The organism is Devosia enhydra, from assembly GCF_900119845.1.
In the GTDB taxonomy this organism is placed as follows: domain Bacteria; phylum Pseudomonadota; class Alphaproteobacteria; order Rhizobiales; family Devosiaceae; genus FPKU01.
In genome coordinates, this window is record NZ_FPKU01000001.1 from 1,493,004 (window position 1) to 1,510,822 (window position 17,819).

Genomic DNA, 17,819 nt, shown 5'->3' on the forward strand with positions numbered 1-17,819 from the left:
TTATTCGGCGGGCACGGCAGCGCCGGCCGACCCGGAATGGGGCTTGGCGAGCACGGCCTCGGAAATGCTGGTGGGCAGGGGCTTCGGCGTCTCGAAGCGGCTCAGCAGCGGCAGAACGATGAGGAAGTAGGCGAAATAGTAGGCCGTGCAGATCTTGGCGAAGATGACATACACACCCTCGGCCGGAGCGGCGCCCAGATAGGTGAGGCCGATGAAGTTGATGACGAACAGCCAGTAGAACCACTTGAACATCGGGCGGAACGTGCCCGAACGCACCTTGGAGCCATCGAGCCAGGGCAGAGCGAACAGCACCAGCAGGGCGCCGCCCATCGCGATCACGCCGCCCAGCTTGCTGTCGATGAACAGCACGTTGAAATCGATGGCGCGCAGGATGGTGTAGAAGGGCAGCAGGTACCATTCCGGCACGATATGGGCCGGCGTCACCTGGCTGTTGGCCATGATGTAGTTGTCCGGATGCCCCAGGATGTCGGGGGCAAAGAACACGAACCAGGCGAAGGGGATGAAGAACACGATGATCGCGAAGAGGTCCTTCATCGTGTAGTACGGATGGAACGGAACCGTGTCGCGGGTCGACTTCACTTCGACGCCGATCGGATTGTTGTTGCCCGGAACGTGCAGCGCCCAGATGTGCAGCACCACCACCGCGGCCACGACGAAGGGCAGCAGGTAATGCAGCGAGAAGAAGCGGTTGAGGGTGGCGTTATCGACCGCAAAGCCACCGCGCAGCAGCTGCAGCAGGGGTTCGCCCAGCACGGGAATGGCCGAGAAGATGTTGGTGATAACGGTGGCGCCCCAGAAGCTCATCTGACCCCAGGGCAGCACATAGCCCATGAAGGCGATGGCCATCACGAGGATGAAGATGATGACGCCCAGCATCCACAGGATCTCGCGCGGCGCCTTGTAGGAGCCGAAATAGAGCCCGCGGAAGATGTGGATATAGAGGGCCGCAAAGAACATCGAGGCGCCCACGGCGTGCACCGCCTGGATGATGCGGCCGCCATTGACGTCGCGGCGGATGTGTTCGACCGAGTCGAAGGCCATCGCAACGTTCGGCGTGTAGTGCATCGCCAGCACCACGCCGGTGATGATCTGGATGACCAGCATCACCGCGAGAATGGCGCCGAAGGTCCACCAGTAGTTGAGGTTCTTGGGCGTGGGGAAATCCATCAGGTGCTCTTTGGAGAACCTGACGAGCGGCAGACGATCGTCCAGCCACTTCTCGACCGGATTGCTGGGGTTATAGGTGCTCTCGTGACCCGACATGGTCAAATTCCCCCTTAGCCGATCTGCACGACAGTATCGGAAATGAATTCATAGGGCGGCAGCACCAGGTTGGTGGGCGCCGGGCCCCGGCGGATACGGCCCGCCGTATCGTAATGCGAGCCGTGGCACGGGCAGAACCAGCCATCGTAATCGCCCGAGTCGCCCACCGGCACGCAGCCCAGATGGGTGCAGTTGGCGATCATGATCAGATACTGCTCGTGGCCGGGCTTGGTACGCTCTTCGTCGGTGGCCGGATCCTTGAGGTCGGACAGCGGAACGGCCCGCGCCTCCTCGATCTCGGCCGCGGTGCGATGCCGCACGAACACCGGCAGGCCGCGCCAGGTGATGGTCACCGACTGGCCTTCCGCAATTGCGCCCACATCGAATTCGATGGTCGCGAGCGCGAGCACCGATGCGTCGGGGTTGAGCTGGTTGATCAGAGGCCAGGCGACACCGGCGACACCCACCGCGCCGACTGCGCCGGCTGCGACGTAAAGGAAGTCGCGGCGACCGCTGTTCGGTCCATCCTTGAGATCGTTGTTAGGAGCTGTCGCCAAGGCTGAATGTCCCCGTCTGTTTCCGTCTTCCGCGCGGGCCCGACGCAACCGGACCTCGGCCAGCCGCAGCCGCCGCCAGCCCTAGCAGGGCGCGCGATTTGCCGGTCCTTTTTGCACTCTCTCTAGAACTTGTCCAGTCTGCGGGCAGGTGACTTGCCACATCTGCGACACTATACCCTGCTGCCGCTGAGCCCCTCGATCGGGGCAGGAGACCATCGCCTTGGAGCTTGCCCTCTATCAACCCGACATCGCCCGCAATACCGGCATGATGATGCGGCTGGGCGCCTGCCTCGGGGTGCGTGTGCATATCATCCACCCGGCCGGGTTCCCCGTGTCGCAGGCCGGGCTGCGGCGGGGTGGGCTCGATTATGTCGAAAAGGCCGACTGGCTCGAACATGACGATTACCCGCACTTCCTGAGCTGGCTCAGGGCGGAGGGCCGGCGGATGGTGCTTTTGACGACGCGCGCGGAGACGAGCCTTTATGAGGCTCAATTCCTGCGCGACGATGTGCTGATGATGGGGCGCGAGACCGCGGGCGTGCCCGACGCCATTGCGGCGGATGCCGACCTCAGCCTGCGCATCCCCATGCGGCCCGGCCTCCGCTCGTTCAACGTCGCGATGGCCGCGAGCCTGGCGCTGGGCGAGGCGCTGCGACAGACCGGCGCATTGCCGGGGGCGGGCTGATCGGATTTGCGCTCGATCAATGCTCGCCGCGCCGCAAGCGGGCTTGTGGGCCCGCGCGGATAGCCACAAAAGCCAAGGACCTTCAAATGCCCCTGCCCCACGACATCGAAGACAAAAAGAGCAGAGCCAGCGCCTGGTTCAGGGCGCTTCGCGACCAGATCTGCTCGGCCTTCGAGGCGCTGGAAGACAGTGTCGCTGGCCCCAACAGCGAAATGCCGGCCGGTCGATTCGTCCGCGAGCCCTGGGACCGGACGGATCATTCGGGAGCGCCGGGTGGCGGCGGCCAGATGAGCATGCTGCATGGCCGGGTGTTCGAGAAGGCTGGCGTGCACATCTCGACCGTGCATGGCAGTTTTTCGCCCGACTTCGCCAAGCAGATGCCGGGGACCGAGGACGGCTCGGGGTTCTGGGCCTCGGGCATTTCGCTGATCGTGCACCCCTGGAACCCCAATGTGCCGGCCGTGCACATGAACACGCGCATGGTGGTGACCGGCAAGCACTGGTTCGGCGGCGGCGCCGACCTCACCCCGGTGCTCGACCGGCGGCGGACACAGGACGACCCGGACACCGCCGACTTCCACGCCGCGATGAAGGCAGCCTGCGCGCCGCATCCGCAGGTGGACTATGATCGCTACAAGAGCTGGTGCGACGAGTATTTCTATCTGCCGCACCGCAAGGAGCCGCGCGGCATCGGCGGCATCTTCTATGACCACCATGATAGCGGCGATTGGGACGCGGACTTCGCGTTCACCCAGGATGTCGGCAAGGCCTTCCTCTCGGTCTATCCCGAGCTCGTGCGCCGCAATTACGAGATGCCGTGGACGGAGGCCGATCGCGACGAGCAGCTGGTGCGGCGCGGGCGCTATGTCGAGTTCAACCTGCTTTATGATCGCGGCACGATGTTCGGGCTGAAGACAGGGGGCAATGTGCGCTCGATTCTTTCTTCCATGCCCCCTGCCGTGAAATGGCCGTGAGGATGGCTGCCGGGTGCTGAGCGAAATCTCCATCACCGGCTATCGCTCGATCCGGCAGTTGCGGCTGCCGCTTCGACGCGTGACGGTGGTTGTGGGCGCCAACGGCACCGGCAAGACCAATCTCTATCGTGCCATCGCGCTGCTGCAGGGCGCCGCGAGCGGCAGCCTCGCCCGCGACATCGCCGCCGAGGGCGGGATGGATTCGGTGTTCTGGGCCGGCGGGCGTAAGACCGGCTCGGCCCCGCTCGAGGAGGAGGCCGGCAACTGGGTTCACAGCGTGCGCAAGGACCAGTCCCACCGCATCGCCATCGCCGCGCGGTTCGACCGCGATGAGGGGCTGGACTACAGCCTCGAACTCGGCGCCCCCATTCCCGGTCGCGGCCTGCCCGGCGAGGCGGTGGTCAAATCCGAGCAGGTCGCGATGGCTGGCGGCAAGCGGAGCGTGACCCTGCTCGACCGCAAGGCGAGCGGCCTCAGGGTGCGCGGCATCGAGGGGCGGTGGGAGGAGCCGGGCCTCGAACTGCTGGGCAGCGAGACGGCCCTGTCGATGGTGGCGGCGAGCCATCCGCAGATCGCCAATCTGCGCCAGGCCATGCTGCAATGGCGCTTTTATCAGGGCTTTCGCACCGATCCCGCCTCGCCTTTGCGCAAGCCTTCGGCCTCGGCCTCGGCGACCCATCTCGATGCCGATGGCGGCAATCTCGCTGCGGTCTTTGCGACGCTGGCGTGGATCCGCGAGGACACTCGGGCGCTCGATGCCGCCATCGACCAGGCCTTTCCCGGGGCGAAGCTCGAGATCGGCGGCGACGCCGACGGGCTGCGCATCGCGCTGCGCTACAGGGATTATCCGTTCAGGCCGTTCTCAGTGGCTGAGCTTTCGGACGGAACGCTGCAGTTTCTGGCGCTTGCCGGCGCGTTGCTTAGCTATCGTCCGCCCCCGCTGCTGGTACTCAACGAGCCGGAGGCCAGCCTCCATCCCGACATCGTGCCCGCCATCGGCGCGATGGTGGCCGAGGCGGCGAGAACCTCGCAGATCATCGTGGTCACCCATTCGACGATCCTCGCCGATGCGATCGCCGAAGCCACCGGCGCCCGGCCGATGCGGCTGCTGCGCGACGGCAACGGCACGGAGGTGGAAGGCTACAATGCCCTGATGGGGCGGTTCGACGACGAGGATTGAGACGTCGTCCTGTCGCATCGCCGGCGAACGGGGTGGGAGCCTTTGGCGGTGACAGGCGTTGCCTCGAGAGCGGCGGCGCCGGGCTCATGCCCTCGTGACAGGCCCCGCTACGCCGTCCCGAAACACCTCAAAGGAGTTTTGAGATGAAGCAGTTCGCATGTGGAACTCTTGTTCCCGGTTGCGCGTGGCATACCCAGGCCGAGGAGACGGCCGAAGTCGTGCGCCGCGCCGCCGACCATCTGCGCAGTGCTCATGGCGAGGCCGTCATCCGTCCGGACATGGTCGACCGCGTCAAGGAGCGGATCGAGGACGTTCGTTCGAACTAGCCTCGGACGTGCCTCAGGCGCCGGGGGGGACGACATCCTCGAGCAGCGCCTCTCGCCCGAGCGCAAAGCCGCTTTCGAGCCAGAGGCGTTCGAGCCGGGCCAGTTCGGCGCCCAGCGCCGGACCGGTCCGATAGCCGAGCGCCATCAGATCGCGTCCATTCACAGGCAGGCTCGGCACCGAAATGGCGCCGAGCTGATCAAGCACGGCCTGCCGGCCGGCATTGCTCCAGCCCGCCAGGGTGGCAGCGACGTCGAGCCCGTCGGCGAGGCTGCCCGGCTGGCGATAGGCGGCCTCATGAAGACGAAAATCGGCGAGGAGGCGGGCGGCGGCGAGGACCGCAAGGCCGGCATCGATCTCGTCATTGGAGAGCCGCCACTGGCTCTTGATGGCCTCGGGCCGCTCATCGGCGAGAATCAGCGCGAGCCGCGCCTGAATGTCGGGCCGGAAAACCCGCCGCTCATAGGCGTGGAGATAAGCGAGTGTCGCGTCCGGCAGCGGCAGCACGCCGCTTTCGGCCATTGCCCGCAGGGTGATCGCGATCCGCGGAAGCGCCAGCATCCGGCGCATTTCATGGCCGATTCGTTCGGCCGACACCGATGCCAGCTGCCGCGCCGCATGCCGGCAGGCGGCGAGACCCTCGGCATCGAAGGTTTCCCCGCCATGGCTCGCTGAAAAGCGGAAGAACCGCAGGATGCGCAGCCGATCCTCGGCGATGCGCCGCTCGGGATCTCCGATGAAGCGAACGCGGCCTGCGCGGCAGTCATCGAGCCCCCCGAGCGGATCGAAAAGCCTGCCATCCCTGTCGCAATAGAGCGCATTGAGGGTGAAGTCGCGCCGGGCGGCGTCGCGTGCCCAGTCCTGCCCGAAGCGGACGCGGGCGTGCCGGCCATCGGTCTCGACATCCTCTCTCAGCGTCGTGACTTCGGCGACGGTATCGCCCAGCCGCAGCGTGACCGTGCCGTGATCGATGCCGGTGGGATAGGCCGCAATCCCGTTGGCCTCGGCCCGCGCGAGCACCTCTTCGGGCAAGAGCTCGGTGGCCAGATCGAGATCGGAGACGGGGCGGCCAAGATCGAGGATGGTGTCCCTGACGATGCCGCCGACGGCGCGCGTTCTTTTATCCTCGCCGTCGAGCACGCGAAAAAGGGCCTGCGTCTCGGCCGAACGCAGCCAGGGCGCGGCCGCAAGGCGCGCCTCGGCCGAGCCCGGCATCAGGCCGCCTCCGCCGAGGATGCGAGATCGCGGAAGCGGCGCGTGAGGTTGGCGGTGATCCCCCAGATGGTGCGGCTCTCATGCAGCAATCGCCAGCTCGTACGCGCCGCACCCGCCTGTCCCAGGCGCTGCGGCACATAGTTCTCGGACGCCAGCACATAGGGCAAAGGCACCTCGAACACCGCCTCGACTTCGCTCGGATTGGCCACGAAGGGCCCGCGCGGCCGGACCTCGGCGACCACAGGGGTGATGAGGTAGTTCGTGCCCGAGAGATAACGCGGCATGAAGCCCAGAATGCGCGCATCGGCGGGCGCGAGGCCAACCTCCTCACCCGCCTCGCGGAGCGCCGCATGAGCGGCATCCGCATCGGTGGGATCAATCTTGCCGCCGGGAAAGGCCACCTGCCCCGAATGCGCCCGAAGGCTGCTCGAGCGTTTGGTAAAGAGGAGCGCTGTGCCCTGCGGCCGGCGCACCAGCGCAATCAGCACTGCGGCCGGCACGGGCGGACGGGGATGGGGAATGTCTGGCACCCAATCGGGCGGCGGCAGGGCGATGCCGGCCCCCTGCTCGGGTGCCGGCAGCAGCCGTGCTGCGATGCGTGCAATCAGCTCGTCTTCGCCGATCAATGGCAGATCCGGTTTCAATCCGGCTGGCGGGCGCCCCAGGCAGAGACAGGGCCTGCGATGCGGATTGCCAGCAGAGGATCGTCAGAGTGCAGCAGGACGCGATTAGGATCAACCGGTCCGGGCCAGATGATGTTGCCCGGCGTGGTGGGGGTGTAGCCGAGCGGGCAATAGTAATCCTGATCCCCGATCAGCACCACGAAGCGGCCATCGCCACGCTCCATGGCGCGCCGGGTGACCTCGCGGGCGAGGAGCTTGCCGGCGCCGCGCTTGCGGAAATCGGGGTGCGTGGCCAGCGGCCCGAGCATCCAGCCATTGATGCCACCGATGCTGATCGGCGTCATCCACACCGAACCGCAGGGCGTGCCGTCGGATTCGGCGACAAGGCTCAGCGAGGGATCGATGGGGTAGCGCTCGCGGACGCGGAATGCCGTGCGCGCGAAGCGGCCGGGGCCGAAGGCGATGGCATGCAGGTCATCGATGAAGGCGTCATCGGCAGGCGTCGCCTGGCGGACGACGGGCATGCCGGGCACGGGCGAGTAGGCGTGGTCAGCCGAACGGGCGGTGGGGAGGATCATCTATCAGGGTCCGGAAGCGCGAGAAAAGGTTCCGGCTGCACAGGGGCAGACGGGCGCGACCACTAGGGTCGTCGGTTCACCTGAAAGACCTTCTCCATCCTAGACGCCTCCACGCCTCTGGTGCGGCCGGCACCAGAAAGTGCTTCGCGCTGGTTGGAAAATCATCCATTGCCCGGCAAATTTCAAGTGGCAGGGCACAGCAATTTTTCGGCCAGGCTGGCGTTTCCGGCGGGAACCCCTAAATGAGCACCATTACCGAGGCGACGCGAAGCGAGGACCCCATGGGACAACTGGTCGACGGCAAATGGTCGAGCCAATGGTACGATACGAGCAAGACCGGCGGCCGCTTCAAACGGGACCAGGCGGGCTTTCGCAACTGGGTGACGGCTGACGGCTCGCCGGGCCCTTCGGGCGAAGGTGGCTTTCCCGCAGAATCGGGGCGCTACCACCTCTACGTGTCCTATGCCTGCCCCTGGGCCCACCGCACGCTGATCTTCCGTGCGCTCAAGGGTCTCGAACCCCATATCGGGGTGTCGGTAGTGGATGCCAAGATGCCCGACGAGACCGGCTGGACCTTCGATGGCGAGACCTCGACCGGCGATGCGGTCAACGGCAAGGCGCGGCTCTGGGAAATCTATACCCTCGCCCGGCCCGACTATACCGGCCGCGTCACGGTACCGGTGCTTTGGGACACGAAGCGCCAGACCATCGTTTCCAACGAGAGCGCCGAAATCATCCGGATGCTCAATTCGGCCTTCAACGACATCACCGGCAATGACGAGGATTATTATCCCGAGCCGCTGCGCGAGCGGATCGATGCTGTTAATGCGCGGGTCTATGACGACATCAACAACGGCGTCTACAAGGCGGGCTTCGCAACCACGCAGGAGGCCTATGACGAGGCGGTGACGGCGCTGTTCAAGGCGCTGGACTGGGCCGAAGGCCTGCTCGGCGAAACCGCCTATCTCGCAGGCGATGTGGTGACCGAGGCGGACTGGCGGCTCTTTACGACGCTCCTGCGCTTCGATGCGGTCTATCACGGCCACTTCAAGTGCAATCTGCGCCGGCTGGCGGACTACCCCAACCTCTCGCACTACCTCACCGGGCTCTATCACTGGCCCGGCATCCGCGAGACGGTGCATATGGACCATATCCGCACCCATTATTACTGGAGCCACAAGACCATCAATCCGCACCAGATCGTGCCCGTGGGTCCCGTGCCCGAGTTCCTGCGCTGATCTGCCGGTCACCAGAGCGGGGATCGCGGGGCGTCTCCCGCGATCTCGCGCAGGCGCCGCAGCGTCGAATCGCTGATATCCTCGGGCAGCGACGCGAGCGGAAACCACTCGCCCGCCACGATCTCGATATTGGGCCGGAACGGGGTGCCGACGGCGCAGTCGTGGCAGAGATAGAGCGCGACATGGTCGCGATCGGTGACCGCATTGGTCTGGTGGTAGAGGCCGAAAAGCACAAGCGGCGCGGTGGCGAGGAGGCCCGTCTCCTCGCGCATCTCGCGGGCCGCCGCGTCGGGTGCCGATTCGCCCGGATCGACGCCGCCGCCGGGAAAATGCCAGCCCGGCAGATAGCGGTGCCGGATGAGGAACACGCGATCCTCGGCGAGAATTGCCACGCGAACCCCAAGCGTCATGCGCTTTACGGTGCCGGCGGCAAAGAGATAGGCCCGCGTCCTCAGCTTTTGCCAGCGCGTCAGTTGCATGAAGCCTCCCTTTTGGGCAGATTGGTCTACGAGACGCCTTCCGAGATTCAACGAGCACCCCGGCACATACACTTGGCCATACCATCGGTCTGCGCTGATTTACGACTCGCGCAATGACAACACTCGCCCATATCTCCGATGTGCATCTGGCCCCGCTGCCGCCCGTGCGGCTGCGCGAACTGATGAGCAAGCGCCTGACCGGCTGGCTCAACTGGCGTATCCGCCGGCACAACACGCTCTCGGGCGACGGACTCGCCAACCTCGTGCGCCACATGCGCGAGCAGCGCCCCGACATGGTTGCAGTCACCGGCGACCTGGTCAACCTGGCCATCGATGCCGAGTTCAACGCGGCCTATAACTGGCTGCAGACCATTGGCGACCCTGAGCAGGTCTGCGTATCGCCGGGCAATCACGACGCCTATGTGAAGGGCGCGCTGACCCGTGCCCGCAGCCGCTGGGGCGACTATATCGATGGCGAGAAGGTGGACGACCAGCCCTTCCCCTTCGTGCGTCGGGTGGGCGAGGTCGCGATCATCTCCTGCTCGAGCGCGGTGCCGTCGGCGCCCTGGTTCGCCATCGGCAAGTTCGAGGAAGAGCAGGCCCGGCGGCTGGCGCAATGCCTGCGCATCATGGGCAATGCCGGTTATTTCCGCGTGGTGCTCATCCACCATCCGCCCAACGCCGAAGCGCGGCATCCACGGCTCGGGCTTTATGGTGCCAACCTCTTCCGCGACGTGATCGCCGAGCATGGCGCCGAACTGATCCTGCACGGCCATACGCACCAGAGCTCGATGTTCTCGGTGCCCGGGCCCGGAGCGGACGTGCCGGTGGTGGGCGTGGCCGCGGCGGGCTCTGCCCAGTCCGAGCATGGCGGGGATGATCCGGCGCGCTACAACCTCTTCAAGATCGAGCGGCTGGGCACCACATGGTCGTGCGTGATGCGCGAATATGGCTTCCAGCGCCTTGGTGCCGACATCGTCCTGCGGCTCAACGTCCGCATCTATTGAGCGCGGCTGGCTCGCCTCCGCACAGTTTGGCCGGAGTGTCCGACGTGAGCGTCGAAAGTTTTTCAGTCCTGAGCCCGAGCTTCGACGCCACGACGGGCCTGGTGCGGTTTCCCTACCGGCTGGGTGGCCTGCCCTTCACCGAAACGCTCGGCTTTCCCGAGGGCTTCGATGCGAGCGTCGCCGGGACGGCATCGTTCCAGAAACTGCTCGAACTGACCGCCGTGGTTCTGGGGGTGAGCTATTACAAGCTCCTCGCCCCGCTGACGGTCGATTGCGGCGCCATCGCGCTGACGGCCGACGAAGCGGCGCTGGCGCTCGACATCTACACGAACGGGCTGGGCGAGTTCTATGCGCGCAACGGGCTTGCGCAGATGGACCGGGTGCAGATCAGGGCCGCGCCGGACACCGGCCCTCGCCCGGCAGCGCCGCTGCTGGCCGCCCGCGCGCTGCTGCCGATCGGGGGCGGCAAGGATTCGCTCGTGAGCGTGCAACTGCTCGAGCATGCGGGCATCGATTTCACTCCCTTTGCGGTCAACGCCAAGGGGCCGATCCTCTCCTCGGTCGAAACCATCGGGCGTGCCCCTCTCTATGTCACCCGCGCGCTCGACAAGGAGATGATCAGGCTCGCCAAGATGCCGGGCTATCTCAACGGCCATGTGCCCTCGACGGCGATCAACTCGATGATCGCCGCGCTGACGGCGCTGTTGTTCGGATATGACCGCATCCTGCTCTCCAACGAGCGTTCGGCAAGCGAAGGCAATGCCGTGTTCGACGGTCGCGAAGTGAACCACCAGCATTCCAAGTCGCTCGATTTCGAAGCGATGATCGCCGGTGTGCTGGCGGGGGCGACGGGCGGCGCGCTCGGCTATTTCTCGCTGCTGCGGCCGTTTTCGGAGGCCCATATCGCGGCGCTGTTCGCGCGCGAAGACCGGTTCGACGCGGTGTTTTCGAGCTGCAACCAGAATTTCCGCATTGCCGGGCATGACGGGCCGCTCTGGTGCGGCAAATGCCCCAAATGTCATTTCGTCTTCCTCATCCTCGCCCCGGCCATGAGCAGGGCGCGGCTCTCGGGCATTTTCGGCGCCGATCTGCTCGACAAACGCGAAAACCTTGCCTCGTTCCGGACGCTGACGGGTCTCGCCGGGCAGAAGCCGTGGGAATGCGTTGGCGAGATTCTCGAAGCGGCCGCCTGCCTGCACCAGCTCTCGAAAATTCCGGACTGGTCCGATCATGAGATTGTCCGCGTGCTGGGGCCCGAGCTTCTCGCCCAATATGGCGAGGCGCGGCTCGAATCAGCCTATTCTGAACTGATGAAGCCGGATGCGCGCCATCTCCTGCCGCCCGACCTCGCCGGGAGGATCCTTGCAGATGCGTCTTGACCAACCCGTGCTGCTTTATGGCGCCGGCCGCGAGGCCCGCTCGACGCTCGCCTTCATCCGGGCAAGGGCGCCCGAACTCAAGGTCTATGTCACCGTCGATTCTGGTGAGGCGGACCTGCCGGGCACCGAGACCATCGCGCCGGTCGATCTCACCGATGCCATCGCCGCACGGCGCTTTGCCACCATCGTGAAGAGCCCGGGCGTGTCGCGCTACCGGCCGGTGTTCGCGCTGGCGCGCGAAGCGGGCATCGCGGTCACCTCCAACCTCAATCTCTGGGGCGAGACCTATCGCGCCGGCCGCACCGTCATCGCGATTACCGGCACCAAGGGCAAATCGACGACCGCGACGCTGCTGCACCTGATGCTCGTGAATTTGGGCCTCGATGCGGGCCTTGCCGGTAATGTCGGGCTGGCGCCGCTCGAAATCGCCGACCGGCACAGGATCGTGGTGTTCGAGCTCTCGAGCTACCAGACCGCCGACATGGCGTTCACGCCCGACCTTGCCGGGCTGACCAATCTCTCGCCCGAGCACACCGACTGGCACCGCACCGTCGAGCGCTATTATGCCGACAAGCTCAACCTCATCGATCGGGACACGGCCTTTCCGGTCGCCCTTGGCCGTGCGGCGCGCATGACGCCGCGCGTGCTCGAAGCGGTGCGCGATACGAGCCGGCTGATCCCGCCGCTCGCGCCCTTTCTCGATGACCGCGTCGCGGCGGCAGCCGCGCGCTCGCGGCTCAAGGGCGCGCATAATCTCGACAACGCGCGCCTTGCTGCCGAACTGGCGTTGAAGGCCGGCGGCACCATTGAGGGCGTGCTGGCGGGCATCGCCGCCTTCACCCCCCTGCCCCATCGGCTCGAGGAGCACGAGGTCGGGGGCCTCGCCTTCGTCGATGATTCGATTTCGACCACGCCCGAGGCGACCAAGGCCGCACTCGGCGCCTATTCCGGGCGGCGGATCGCGCTGGTCGCCGGCGGACATGAGCGGCAGCAGGATTACACCGAACTGGCCGGCATGCTGGAGGCTGCGGGCGTGACCCTGCTCGTGACCCTACCGGTAACCGGCGACCGCCTCGCCTCGGCCGCCTATGCGGCGGCACCGGGCGTCGAGGTGCTCGAAGCGGCCAGCCTCGAAGCGGCGATGGAGGCACTCGCCCACCGGCGCGACCGCTTCGACACGGTGATCCTCTCGCCCGGCGCGCCGAGCTACGGACAGATGCTGCGGCCGGGAATCGTGTTCAAGAATTTCGAGGAGCGCGGCACGGCGTTCATCGCGCTCGCACGGAGTCTTTTCGGACATGGCTGAGCTCATCGAGGATCCTCTTTATCGCGATCCGCGGCTGGTGAGGTTCTACGACACGCTCAATCAGTGGGGGCCGGACGATACGTTCATCTCTGGCCTTGCGGAGCAGGCGCGATCCGTCCTGGATCTTGGCTGCGGAACCGGCCGGCTCGCGGCCGCCCTCGCACCGGGACGGCAGGTCACCGGCGTCGACCCGGCGCGCGCCATGCTCGAAGTCGGCCGGCAGCGCCAGGGTGGATCTGAAGTCGAGTGGATCGAATCCGACGCGCGCCATGTCCGCACCGGCCGCCTCTATGACCTTGTGGTCATGACGGGACATGTCTTCCAGGTCTTCCTCGCCGAGGCCGACCAGCTTGCGGTGTTGCACACGGTAAAGGCCCATCTGGCCCCGGGCGGGCGGTTCATTTTCGATACGCGGAACCCCGCCATACGGAGCTGGGAGGGGCGCAACCGGGCCAACACGCTCAAGCGCATCGATCACCCGGATCTTGGTGCGGTCGAAACGTGGAACGAGACGCATTTCGACGAAGAGACCGGCGTGCTCACCTATGTCAACGGCTTCCGGATCGTTGCGACGGGCGAAGACCTGTCGGGCAGCGCCTCGATCCGGTACACGCCGCAGGATCGCGTCGAGGCCATGCTTGCCGAGGCCGGCCTCGTGGTGGAGCGATGGATGGGCGACTGGACAGGTGGTCCGATCGGGCCTGAGCAGCCAGAGATCATTCCGATCGGAACTAACGCCTGGGATTGATGACGACGCGGCCTGCGACGCCGCCGGCGAGGATGCGCTCGGCGTAGGTCGGGATTTCGGCCAGCCCGATTTCGGTGACCATGCGCTCATAGGCGCCGGCCACGAAGAGGCTCGAGAGCCGATCCCAGAGGGCGACGCGCATCTCGTAGGGCACGGTCACGCTGTTGATGCCGAGGAGGGATACGCCGCGCAGGATGAAGGGAATGACGCTCGCCTCGAAGCTGACGCCGGCAGCGTTGCCGACGGCGGCGACAGCACCATCGGAGCGGATTTTCTTCAAGAGTTCAGGCAGCATGGCGCCGCCGACGGTGTCTATGGCGCCGGCGAAACGCTCCTTGTCGAGGACCTTGCCGGACTGCGTCATGATGGCATCGCGCCCCAGCACCTCGCTGGCGCCGAGGCGCAGCAAGGGCTCGGCCAGTTCGGGCCTGCCGCTGATCGCCACCACCCTGTAGCCGAGGCGGCCGAGCATCATCACCGCCTGAGAACCGACGCCGCCGCCAGCGCCGGTGACGACGATTTCGCCCGATTGCGGCGCAATGCCGAGGAGCCGCAGCCGATTGACGGCGAGCATCACCGTCAGCCCCGCCGTGCCGAGCACCATGGAGTCGCGGGTGGAAAGGCGCTTCGGCAGGGGCACGAGCCAGTCGGCCTTGACCCGCGCGCGCTCGGCAAACCCGCCCCAATGGCTTTCGCCGACGCGCCAGCCGGTGAGGATCACAGCCTGGCCCGGATGGTAGCGCGCATCGCGGCTTTCGATGACGCGGCCGGCAAAATCCACCCCGCCGACATGCGGATAGCTGCGCACGAGATTGCCGAGCCCGCCAAGGCAGAGCCCATCCTTGTAGTTGAAGCCGGCCCATTCGACCGAGACGAGAACATCGCCCTCGGGCAGGTGCTCAATAGGCAGGCGCTCGACCCTGTTGGTCACCTCGCCGGCCTCGTCGCGCTGCGTCAGCAGTGCCCGGAACTCCATGCTTCCCCCAATCCCGGCGACACTTGCGATCGCCTTCCCGTGCACCCGATGCAGAGGCTCAATCGGCGCGCAAAGCCCCTCGATTACCGGCAGGAATCACTTCACTGAAAGCAACCGGCGGTATCCTGCAAATTGCAGGACAGGATCGCAATGGCCGTGACAGACAGCCAAGGGCCGCCGGCCCCTCATCAGTCCTTCTTGTCGGGAAGCGCCTTGCGTTTGGTGCTGGCCAGGTCGTCGAGCTGCTTTTCCGTCATGGATTGATACATCTGCTGGGACGCGCCCTTGAGGTCCCCCACTTTGGCGTCGCCTCGCTTTGCGGCCAGTGCAGCGCCTGCGGCTTTCTGCTGAGCCTTCGACTGTGCGGGCATGATCTGTCTCCCTGTGCAAGAGACTCACGTAACGTCCGCCTAGAGGTCGTGTTCCCGCTCGCGGTCATGATGGGGATGATCGCGGCCGACGATCTTGTGCGAAAAGGCCTTGAGCAGCCCCAGCACGATCAGCGCGAAGGCGGCGACGGCGGCAGCGATGATGTAAAAGCCCAGCGCCGAGGCGACGCCCACCGCGCCCGCGAGCCACATGCCCGCCCCGGTCGTCAGCCCACGCACCGAGCCCTGGCCGCGAAAGATCGCCCCGGCCCCGAGGAAGGCGATGCCGGCCGTGACCGCCTCGACCGCACGGATCGGATCGACGCGGCCGGCATCGGTGGCCGAGCCGAGATAATAGATTTCGAAGGCGAGGATGGTGAAGAGCGCCGCCGCCACCGAGACGAGAATGTGCGTGCGCAGCCCCGCGCCGCCGGAATTGGCTTCGCGCTCATAGCCGATGACACCGCCCAGTATTGCCGCCACGCCGAGCCGAACCAGGATCACCTGTTCGCTCATATAGGTTCGCGCAAAGCCGAGTTCCGCAGCCCAATCCATCGTGTTCCATCCTGCCCATTGATGTGTGCATCAACATTTTGCAACATTTGAAGTTCCCGAGGTTGAAATGGAAATGCGGGCTGGGTTGCGGTAACCTCCCATCAATGTGGCACGGCTTACCGTTCCGCTTACGGGCCTTCCGCGCCGATAGAAGCGAAACGATGTTGAACCGCGAGCTGATCAGAAAGTCGCTCCAGGGACCGTTCGGTACCAGCCTTCTGGCCCCGGTCGTGATCACCCTGATCATCGCCGGCACCGCCATCGTGCTCTTTATCGTGTCGTCTTCAGCCCAGCTCGACCGGCTCGGCACCGAGCGCCAGACATCGATCGTCGCGGCCAGTCTCACGGCACTGCGCGGTGACGTCGTCCGCCAGCAGATGAGCGTGGTGGCGGCTGCCGGTGCATCCACAAGCGCTGGAGCGGCGGATGGGGGCGCGGGATTCGAGCCCCTCGCACGGCCTCTGCTCGACATATTCGGCCACGATATGGTGGCCATTGTTGATGACAACGACGTTCAGGTGTTTGCCGCCGACGGCAGGGGTTCGGTGCAGCCCGGAGCGGCGGGCCCGCTGCTCGCCGCGCTCGTCCCGACGCTCGGGCGCGCGCGCGCCATGGCGCAGCAGAAGCCGGGCATGGGGCAAGCGGTTTCGGATTATCTCGCCTTCGAAGGCAGGCCGGTGCTGGCTTCGATCATGCCCCTGCCCGACCCCGCCCGCACTCTCCTGCACGTATCGGTCAAGACGCTCGATGGCGAGGTGGCGCAGGCGCTCGGCAGCGGTGGCCTGCTCGATGAGCCGACCTTCACCACGACGCGCAGCGACGACCCCAGCCGAGCGGTCTACCCGCTCATCGACGCCAATGGGCGCTTCGTGGCGTTTCTCGAATGGTCGGTGTTCCGACCCGGCCGGCTGGTCATGCAGTCGACGGCGCCGGCCATCGGCGTAGCGGTGCTGGTCGTCACCGTGATGGTGCTTCTTCTTCTGGATCAGATCGGGCGACATTCGGCAGCCCTCAAGTCCAGCCGCTCGGCAGCCCAGCGGCAGGCGACGCACGACCCCCTCACCGATCTCTACAATCGCAGCCATTTCGATGCGGTGCTGGGCCGGACGCTTGCAGCGGGCAACAGGCGGGAGGGCCTGTCGCTGCTGATGCTCGATCTCGACCGGTTCAAGCATGTCAACGACACGCTGGGCCATGAGGCGGGCGACGAATTGCTGCGCTGCGTGAGCCACAGGCTGCGTGGCCTCGTGGCCCCCGACGATGTGATCGCGCGGCTCGGCGGGGACGAATTCGGCATCATCGGGCAGGCCGCCGATCCGCAGGCGGCCCTGGCGCAGGGCAATGCCATCGTCGAGGCCATGAGCCTGCCCTTCGTGCTGCGCGGCAGCGAGGTGTTTGTCGGCGTCTCGGTTGGCGTGGTGCTGGCCGAGCGGCGGGACCGGGATCGACTGGAGCTGACCCGCAAGGCCGATATCGCGCTTTACGAGGCCAAGGCCGGCGGCCGCAACCGCGTGGTGATGTTCGAGCCGGCCATGAACGAGCTGCTGCAAAGCCGCCACCGGATCGAAGCCGACCTGCGGGAGGCCCTGCGGCGCACCGACCAGATTTCGGTCGCCTTCCAGCCGCTGGTGGAAGGACGCTCTGGCCGCGTCGATGGCGCGGAGGCGCTGGTGCGCTGGCGCCACCCGACACTGGGCCAGGTCTCGCCCGCTCAGTTCGTACCCATCGCCGAGGGCACCGGGCTGATCGAAAGCTTGGGCGAGGTGGTTCTGAGGCAGGCCTGCATCATGGGCGCGCGCTGGCCGGGAATGACGATTGCCGTCAACATCTCGCCCACCCAGCTGCGCAACCCGAAATTCCCCGACCGTGTCTTCGCGCTTCTCGATGAGACGGGGATGCGCCCCGACGATCTCGAACTCGAGATCACCGAAGGCATCCTGATCGAGGACGGTCAGGTGGCCTCCGAAAGCCTGCGCCGCTTCCGTACCGCCGGGATCAAGATCGCGCTCGACGATTTCGGCACCGGCTATTCCTCGCTCAATTATCTCAAGCGCTATGCGGTGGACCGGATCAAGATCGACCGGTCCTTCGTGAGCCAGCTGGCCCCCGATGTCGCCTCCACCGCCATCGTCCAGGCGATGATCACCCTCGCCCACGCGCTGGGCATCAAGACCACCGCCGAGGGCGTCGAGACCGCAGAGCAGATGTCGGCGCTGCGCGCCATGGGGTGCGACACCTACCAGGGCTATCTGCTCTCGGCGCCGCTGAGCCCGGCCGACGTCGAAGCTGTATTCAACAGGGACCGTAACCTGCACCTGCACCGCGAAGCACGTACGGCCTGAG

The 17,819-nt window shown here is 66.1% G+C and carries 19 protein-coding genes; 10 read left to right on the forward strand and 9 right to left on the reverse strand.

All coding sequences use genetic code 11. The annotated features are described in order from the left end of the window. Positions 1-1,284 (reverse strand): cytochrome b, encoded by a 1,284-nt coding sequence (locus BT183_RS07210; protein ID WP_072340316.1) that lies wholly within the window; start codon positions 1,282-1,284, stop codon positions 1-3. Between the two features lie 14 nt (positions 1,285-1,298). Beyond that, on the reverse strand, positions 1,299-1,841 hold the full coding sequence (gene petA / locus BT183_RS07215) for a ubiquinol-cytochrome c reductase iron-sulfur subunit (protein WP_072340318.1): 543 nt from the start codon (positions 1,839-1,841) through the stop codon (positions 1,299-1,301). 220 nt (positions 1,842-2,061) lie between these two features. Between petA and BT183_RS07220 the strand changes: the two genes are divergently transcribed. From BT183_RS07220 to BT183_RS07235, 4 genes are all read left to right on the forward strand, one after another. Beyond that, complete coding sequence (locus BT183_RS07220) at positions 2,062-2,526, forward strand: tRNA (cytidine(34)-2'-O)-methyltransferase (protein ID WP_072340321.1); 465 nt, start codon at positions 2,062-2,064, stop codon at positions 2,524-2,526. A gap of 86 nt (positions 2,527-2,612) precedes the next feature. After that, entirely contained in the window at positions 2,613-3,500 is an 888-nt protein-coding gene (hemF, locus tag BT183_RS07225) for an oxygen-dependent coproporphyrinogen oxidase (protein WP_072340324.1), read from the forward strand. Between the two features lie 13 nt (positions 3,501-3,513). Continuing rightward, a complete protein-coding gene (locus BT183_RS07230) occupies positions 3,514-4,680 on the forward strand; it encodes an AAA family ATPase (RefSeq protein WP_072340327.1) in 1,167 nt (388 codons plus the stop codon). Between the two features lie 143 nt (positions 4,681-4,823). Continuing rightward, the gene (locus BT183_RS07235; protein WP_072340330.1) at positions 4,824-5,006 is read left to right on the forward strand and encodes a DUF1059 domain-containing protein; all 183 of its coding nucleotides are present in this window, start codon (positions 4,824-4,826) and stop codon (positions 5,004-5,006) included. A gap of 13 nt (positions 5,007-5,019) precedes the next feature. On the opposite strand, the gene BT183_RS07240 is transcribed toward BT183_RS07235, so the two are convergent. From BT183_RS07240 to BT183_RS07250, 3 genes are read right to left on the reverse strand one after another with little or no spacing between them, the layout of a single operon-like run. After that, a complete protein-coding gene (locus BT183_RS07240) occupies positions 5,020-6,219 on the reverse strand; it encodes a CCA tRNA nucleotidyltransferase (protein ID WP_072340333.1) in 1,200 nt (399 codons plus the stop codon). After that, entirely contained in the window at positions 6,219-6,845 is a 627-nt protein-coding gene (locus tag BT183_RS07245) for a CoA pyrophosphatase (protein ID WP_072340336.1), read from the reverse strand. The genes BT183_RS07240 and BT183_RS07245 overlap by 1 nt, the downstream gene beginning before the upstream one ends. A gap of 14 nt (positions 6,846-6,859) precedes the next feature. Beyond that, positions 6,860-7,420 carry a GNAT family N-acetyltransferase gene (locus tag BT183_RS07250; protein WP_084603306.1) on the reverse strand — a complete coding sequence of 187 codons (561 nt, stop codon included), beginning with the start codon at positions 7,418-7,420 and terminating at the stop codon, positions 6,860-6,862. Positions 7,421-7,701: 281 nt separating this feature from the next. Here BT183_RS07250 and BT183_RS07255 point away from each other — a divergent pair, with 281 nt between their 5' ends. Next, the gene (locus BT183_RS07255) at positions 7,702-8,658 is read left to right on the forward strand and encodes a glutathione S-transferase family protein (RefSeq protein WP_072341713.1); all 957 of its coding nucleotides are present in this window, start codon (positions 7,702-7,704) and stop codon (positions 8,656-8,658) included. Between the two features lie 8 nt (positions 8,659-8,666). Here the strand turns inward: BT183_RS07255 and BT183_RS07260 are convergent, their stop codons facing one another. Further along, on the reverse strand, positions 8,667-9,137 hold the full coding sequence (locus BT183_RS07260) for an NUDIX domain-containing protein (RefSeq protein ID WP_084603307.1): 471 nt from the start codon (positions 9,135-9,137) through the stop codon (positions 8,667-8,669). A gap of 113 nt (positions 9,138-9,250) precedes the next feature. On the opposite strand from BT183_RS07260, the gene BT183_RS07265 reads away from it, so the two are divergent. Genes BT183_RS07265 through BT183_RS07280 form a run of 4 tightly spaced genes read left to right on the forward strand, consistent with a single transcriptional unit; the run spans position 9,251 to position 13,577 of the window. Beyond that, positions 9,251-10,144: a metallophosphoesterase family protein gene (locus BT183_RS07265; RefSeq protein ID WP_072340339.1), complete on the forward strand. Its 894-nt coding sequence runs from the start codon at positions 9,251-9,253 to the stop codon at positions 10,142-10,144. A gap of 44 nt (positions 10,145-10,188) precedes the next feature. Beyond that, a complete protein-coding gene (locus tag BT183_RS07270; protein ID WP_143145696.1) occupies positions 10,189-11,523 on the forward strand; it encodes a MurL-like N-terminal domain-containing in 1,335 nt (444 codons plus the stop codon). Next, positions 11,513-12,829, forward strand: a complete 1,317-nt coding sequence (murD, locus tag BT183_RS07275; RefSeq protein WP_072340345.1) for a UDP-N-acetylmuramoyl-L-alanine--D-glutamate ligase — start codon at positions 11,513-11,515, stop codon at positions 12,827-12,829. The genes BT183_RS07270 and murD overlap by 11 nt, the downstream gene beginning before the upstream one ends. Beyond that, positions 12,822-13,577: a class I SAM-dependent methyltransferase gene (locus BT183_RS07280; protein WP_143145697.1), complete on the forward strand. Its 756-nt coding sequence runs from the start codon at positions 12,822-12,824 to the stop codon at positions 13,575-13,577. The genes murD and BT183_RS07280 overlap by 8 nt, the downstream gene beginning before the upstream one ends. Here BT183_RS07280 and BT183_RS07285 read toward each other — a convergent pair. The 3 genes from BT183_RS07285 to BT183_RS07295 form a co-directional block, all read right to left on the reverse strand. Continuing rightward, the gene (locus BT183_RS07285; RefSeq protein WP_072340349.1) at positions 13,561-14,553 is read right to left on the reverse strand and encodes an acrylyl-CoA reductase family protein; all 993 of its coding nucleotides are present in this window, start codon (positions 14,551-14,553) and stop codon (positions 13,561-13,563) included. The genes BT183_RS07280 and BT183_RS07285 overlap by 17 nt on opposite strands. 188 nt (positions 14,554-14,741) lie before the next feature. Beyond that, positions 14,742-14,924, reverse strand: a complete 183-nt coding sequence (locus BT183_RS07290) for a DUF3008 family protein (RefSeq protein ID WP_072340352.1) — start codon at positions 14,922-14,924, stop codon at positions 14,742-14,744. A gap of 39 nt (positions 14,925-14,963) precedes the next feature. After that, positions 14,964-15,476: an MgtC/SapB family protein gene (locus BT183_RS07295; protein ID WP_244545261.1), complete on the reverse strand. Its 513-nt coding sequence runs from the start codon at positions 15,474-15,476 to the stop codon at positions 14,964-14,966. A gap of 161 nt (positions 15,477-15,637) precedes the next feature. Here BT183_RS07295 and BT183_RS07300 point away from each other — a divergent pair, with 161 nt between their 5' ends. Further along, a complete protein-coding gene (locus BT183_RS07300; protein ID WP_072340355.1) occupies positions 15,638-17,818 on the forward strand; it encodes a putative bifunctional diguanylate cyclase/phosphodiesterase in 2,181 nt (726 codons plus the stop codon). Position 17,819: the final 1 nt, after the last annotated feature.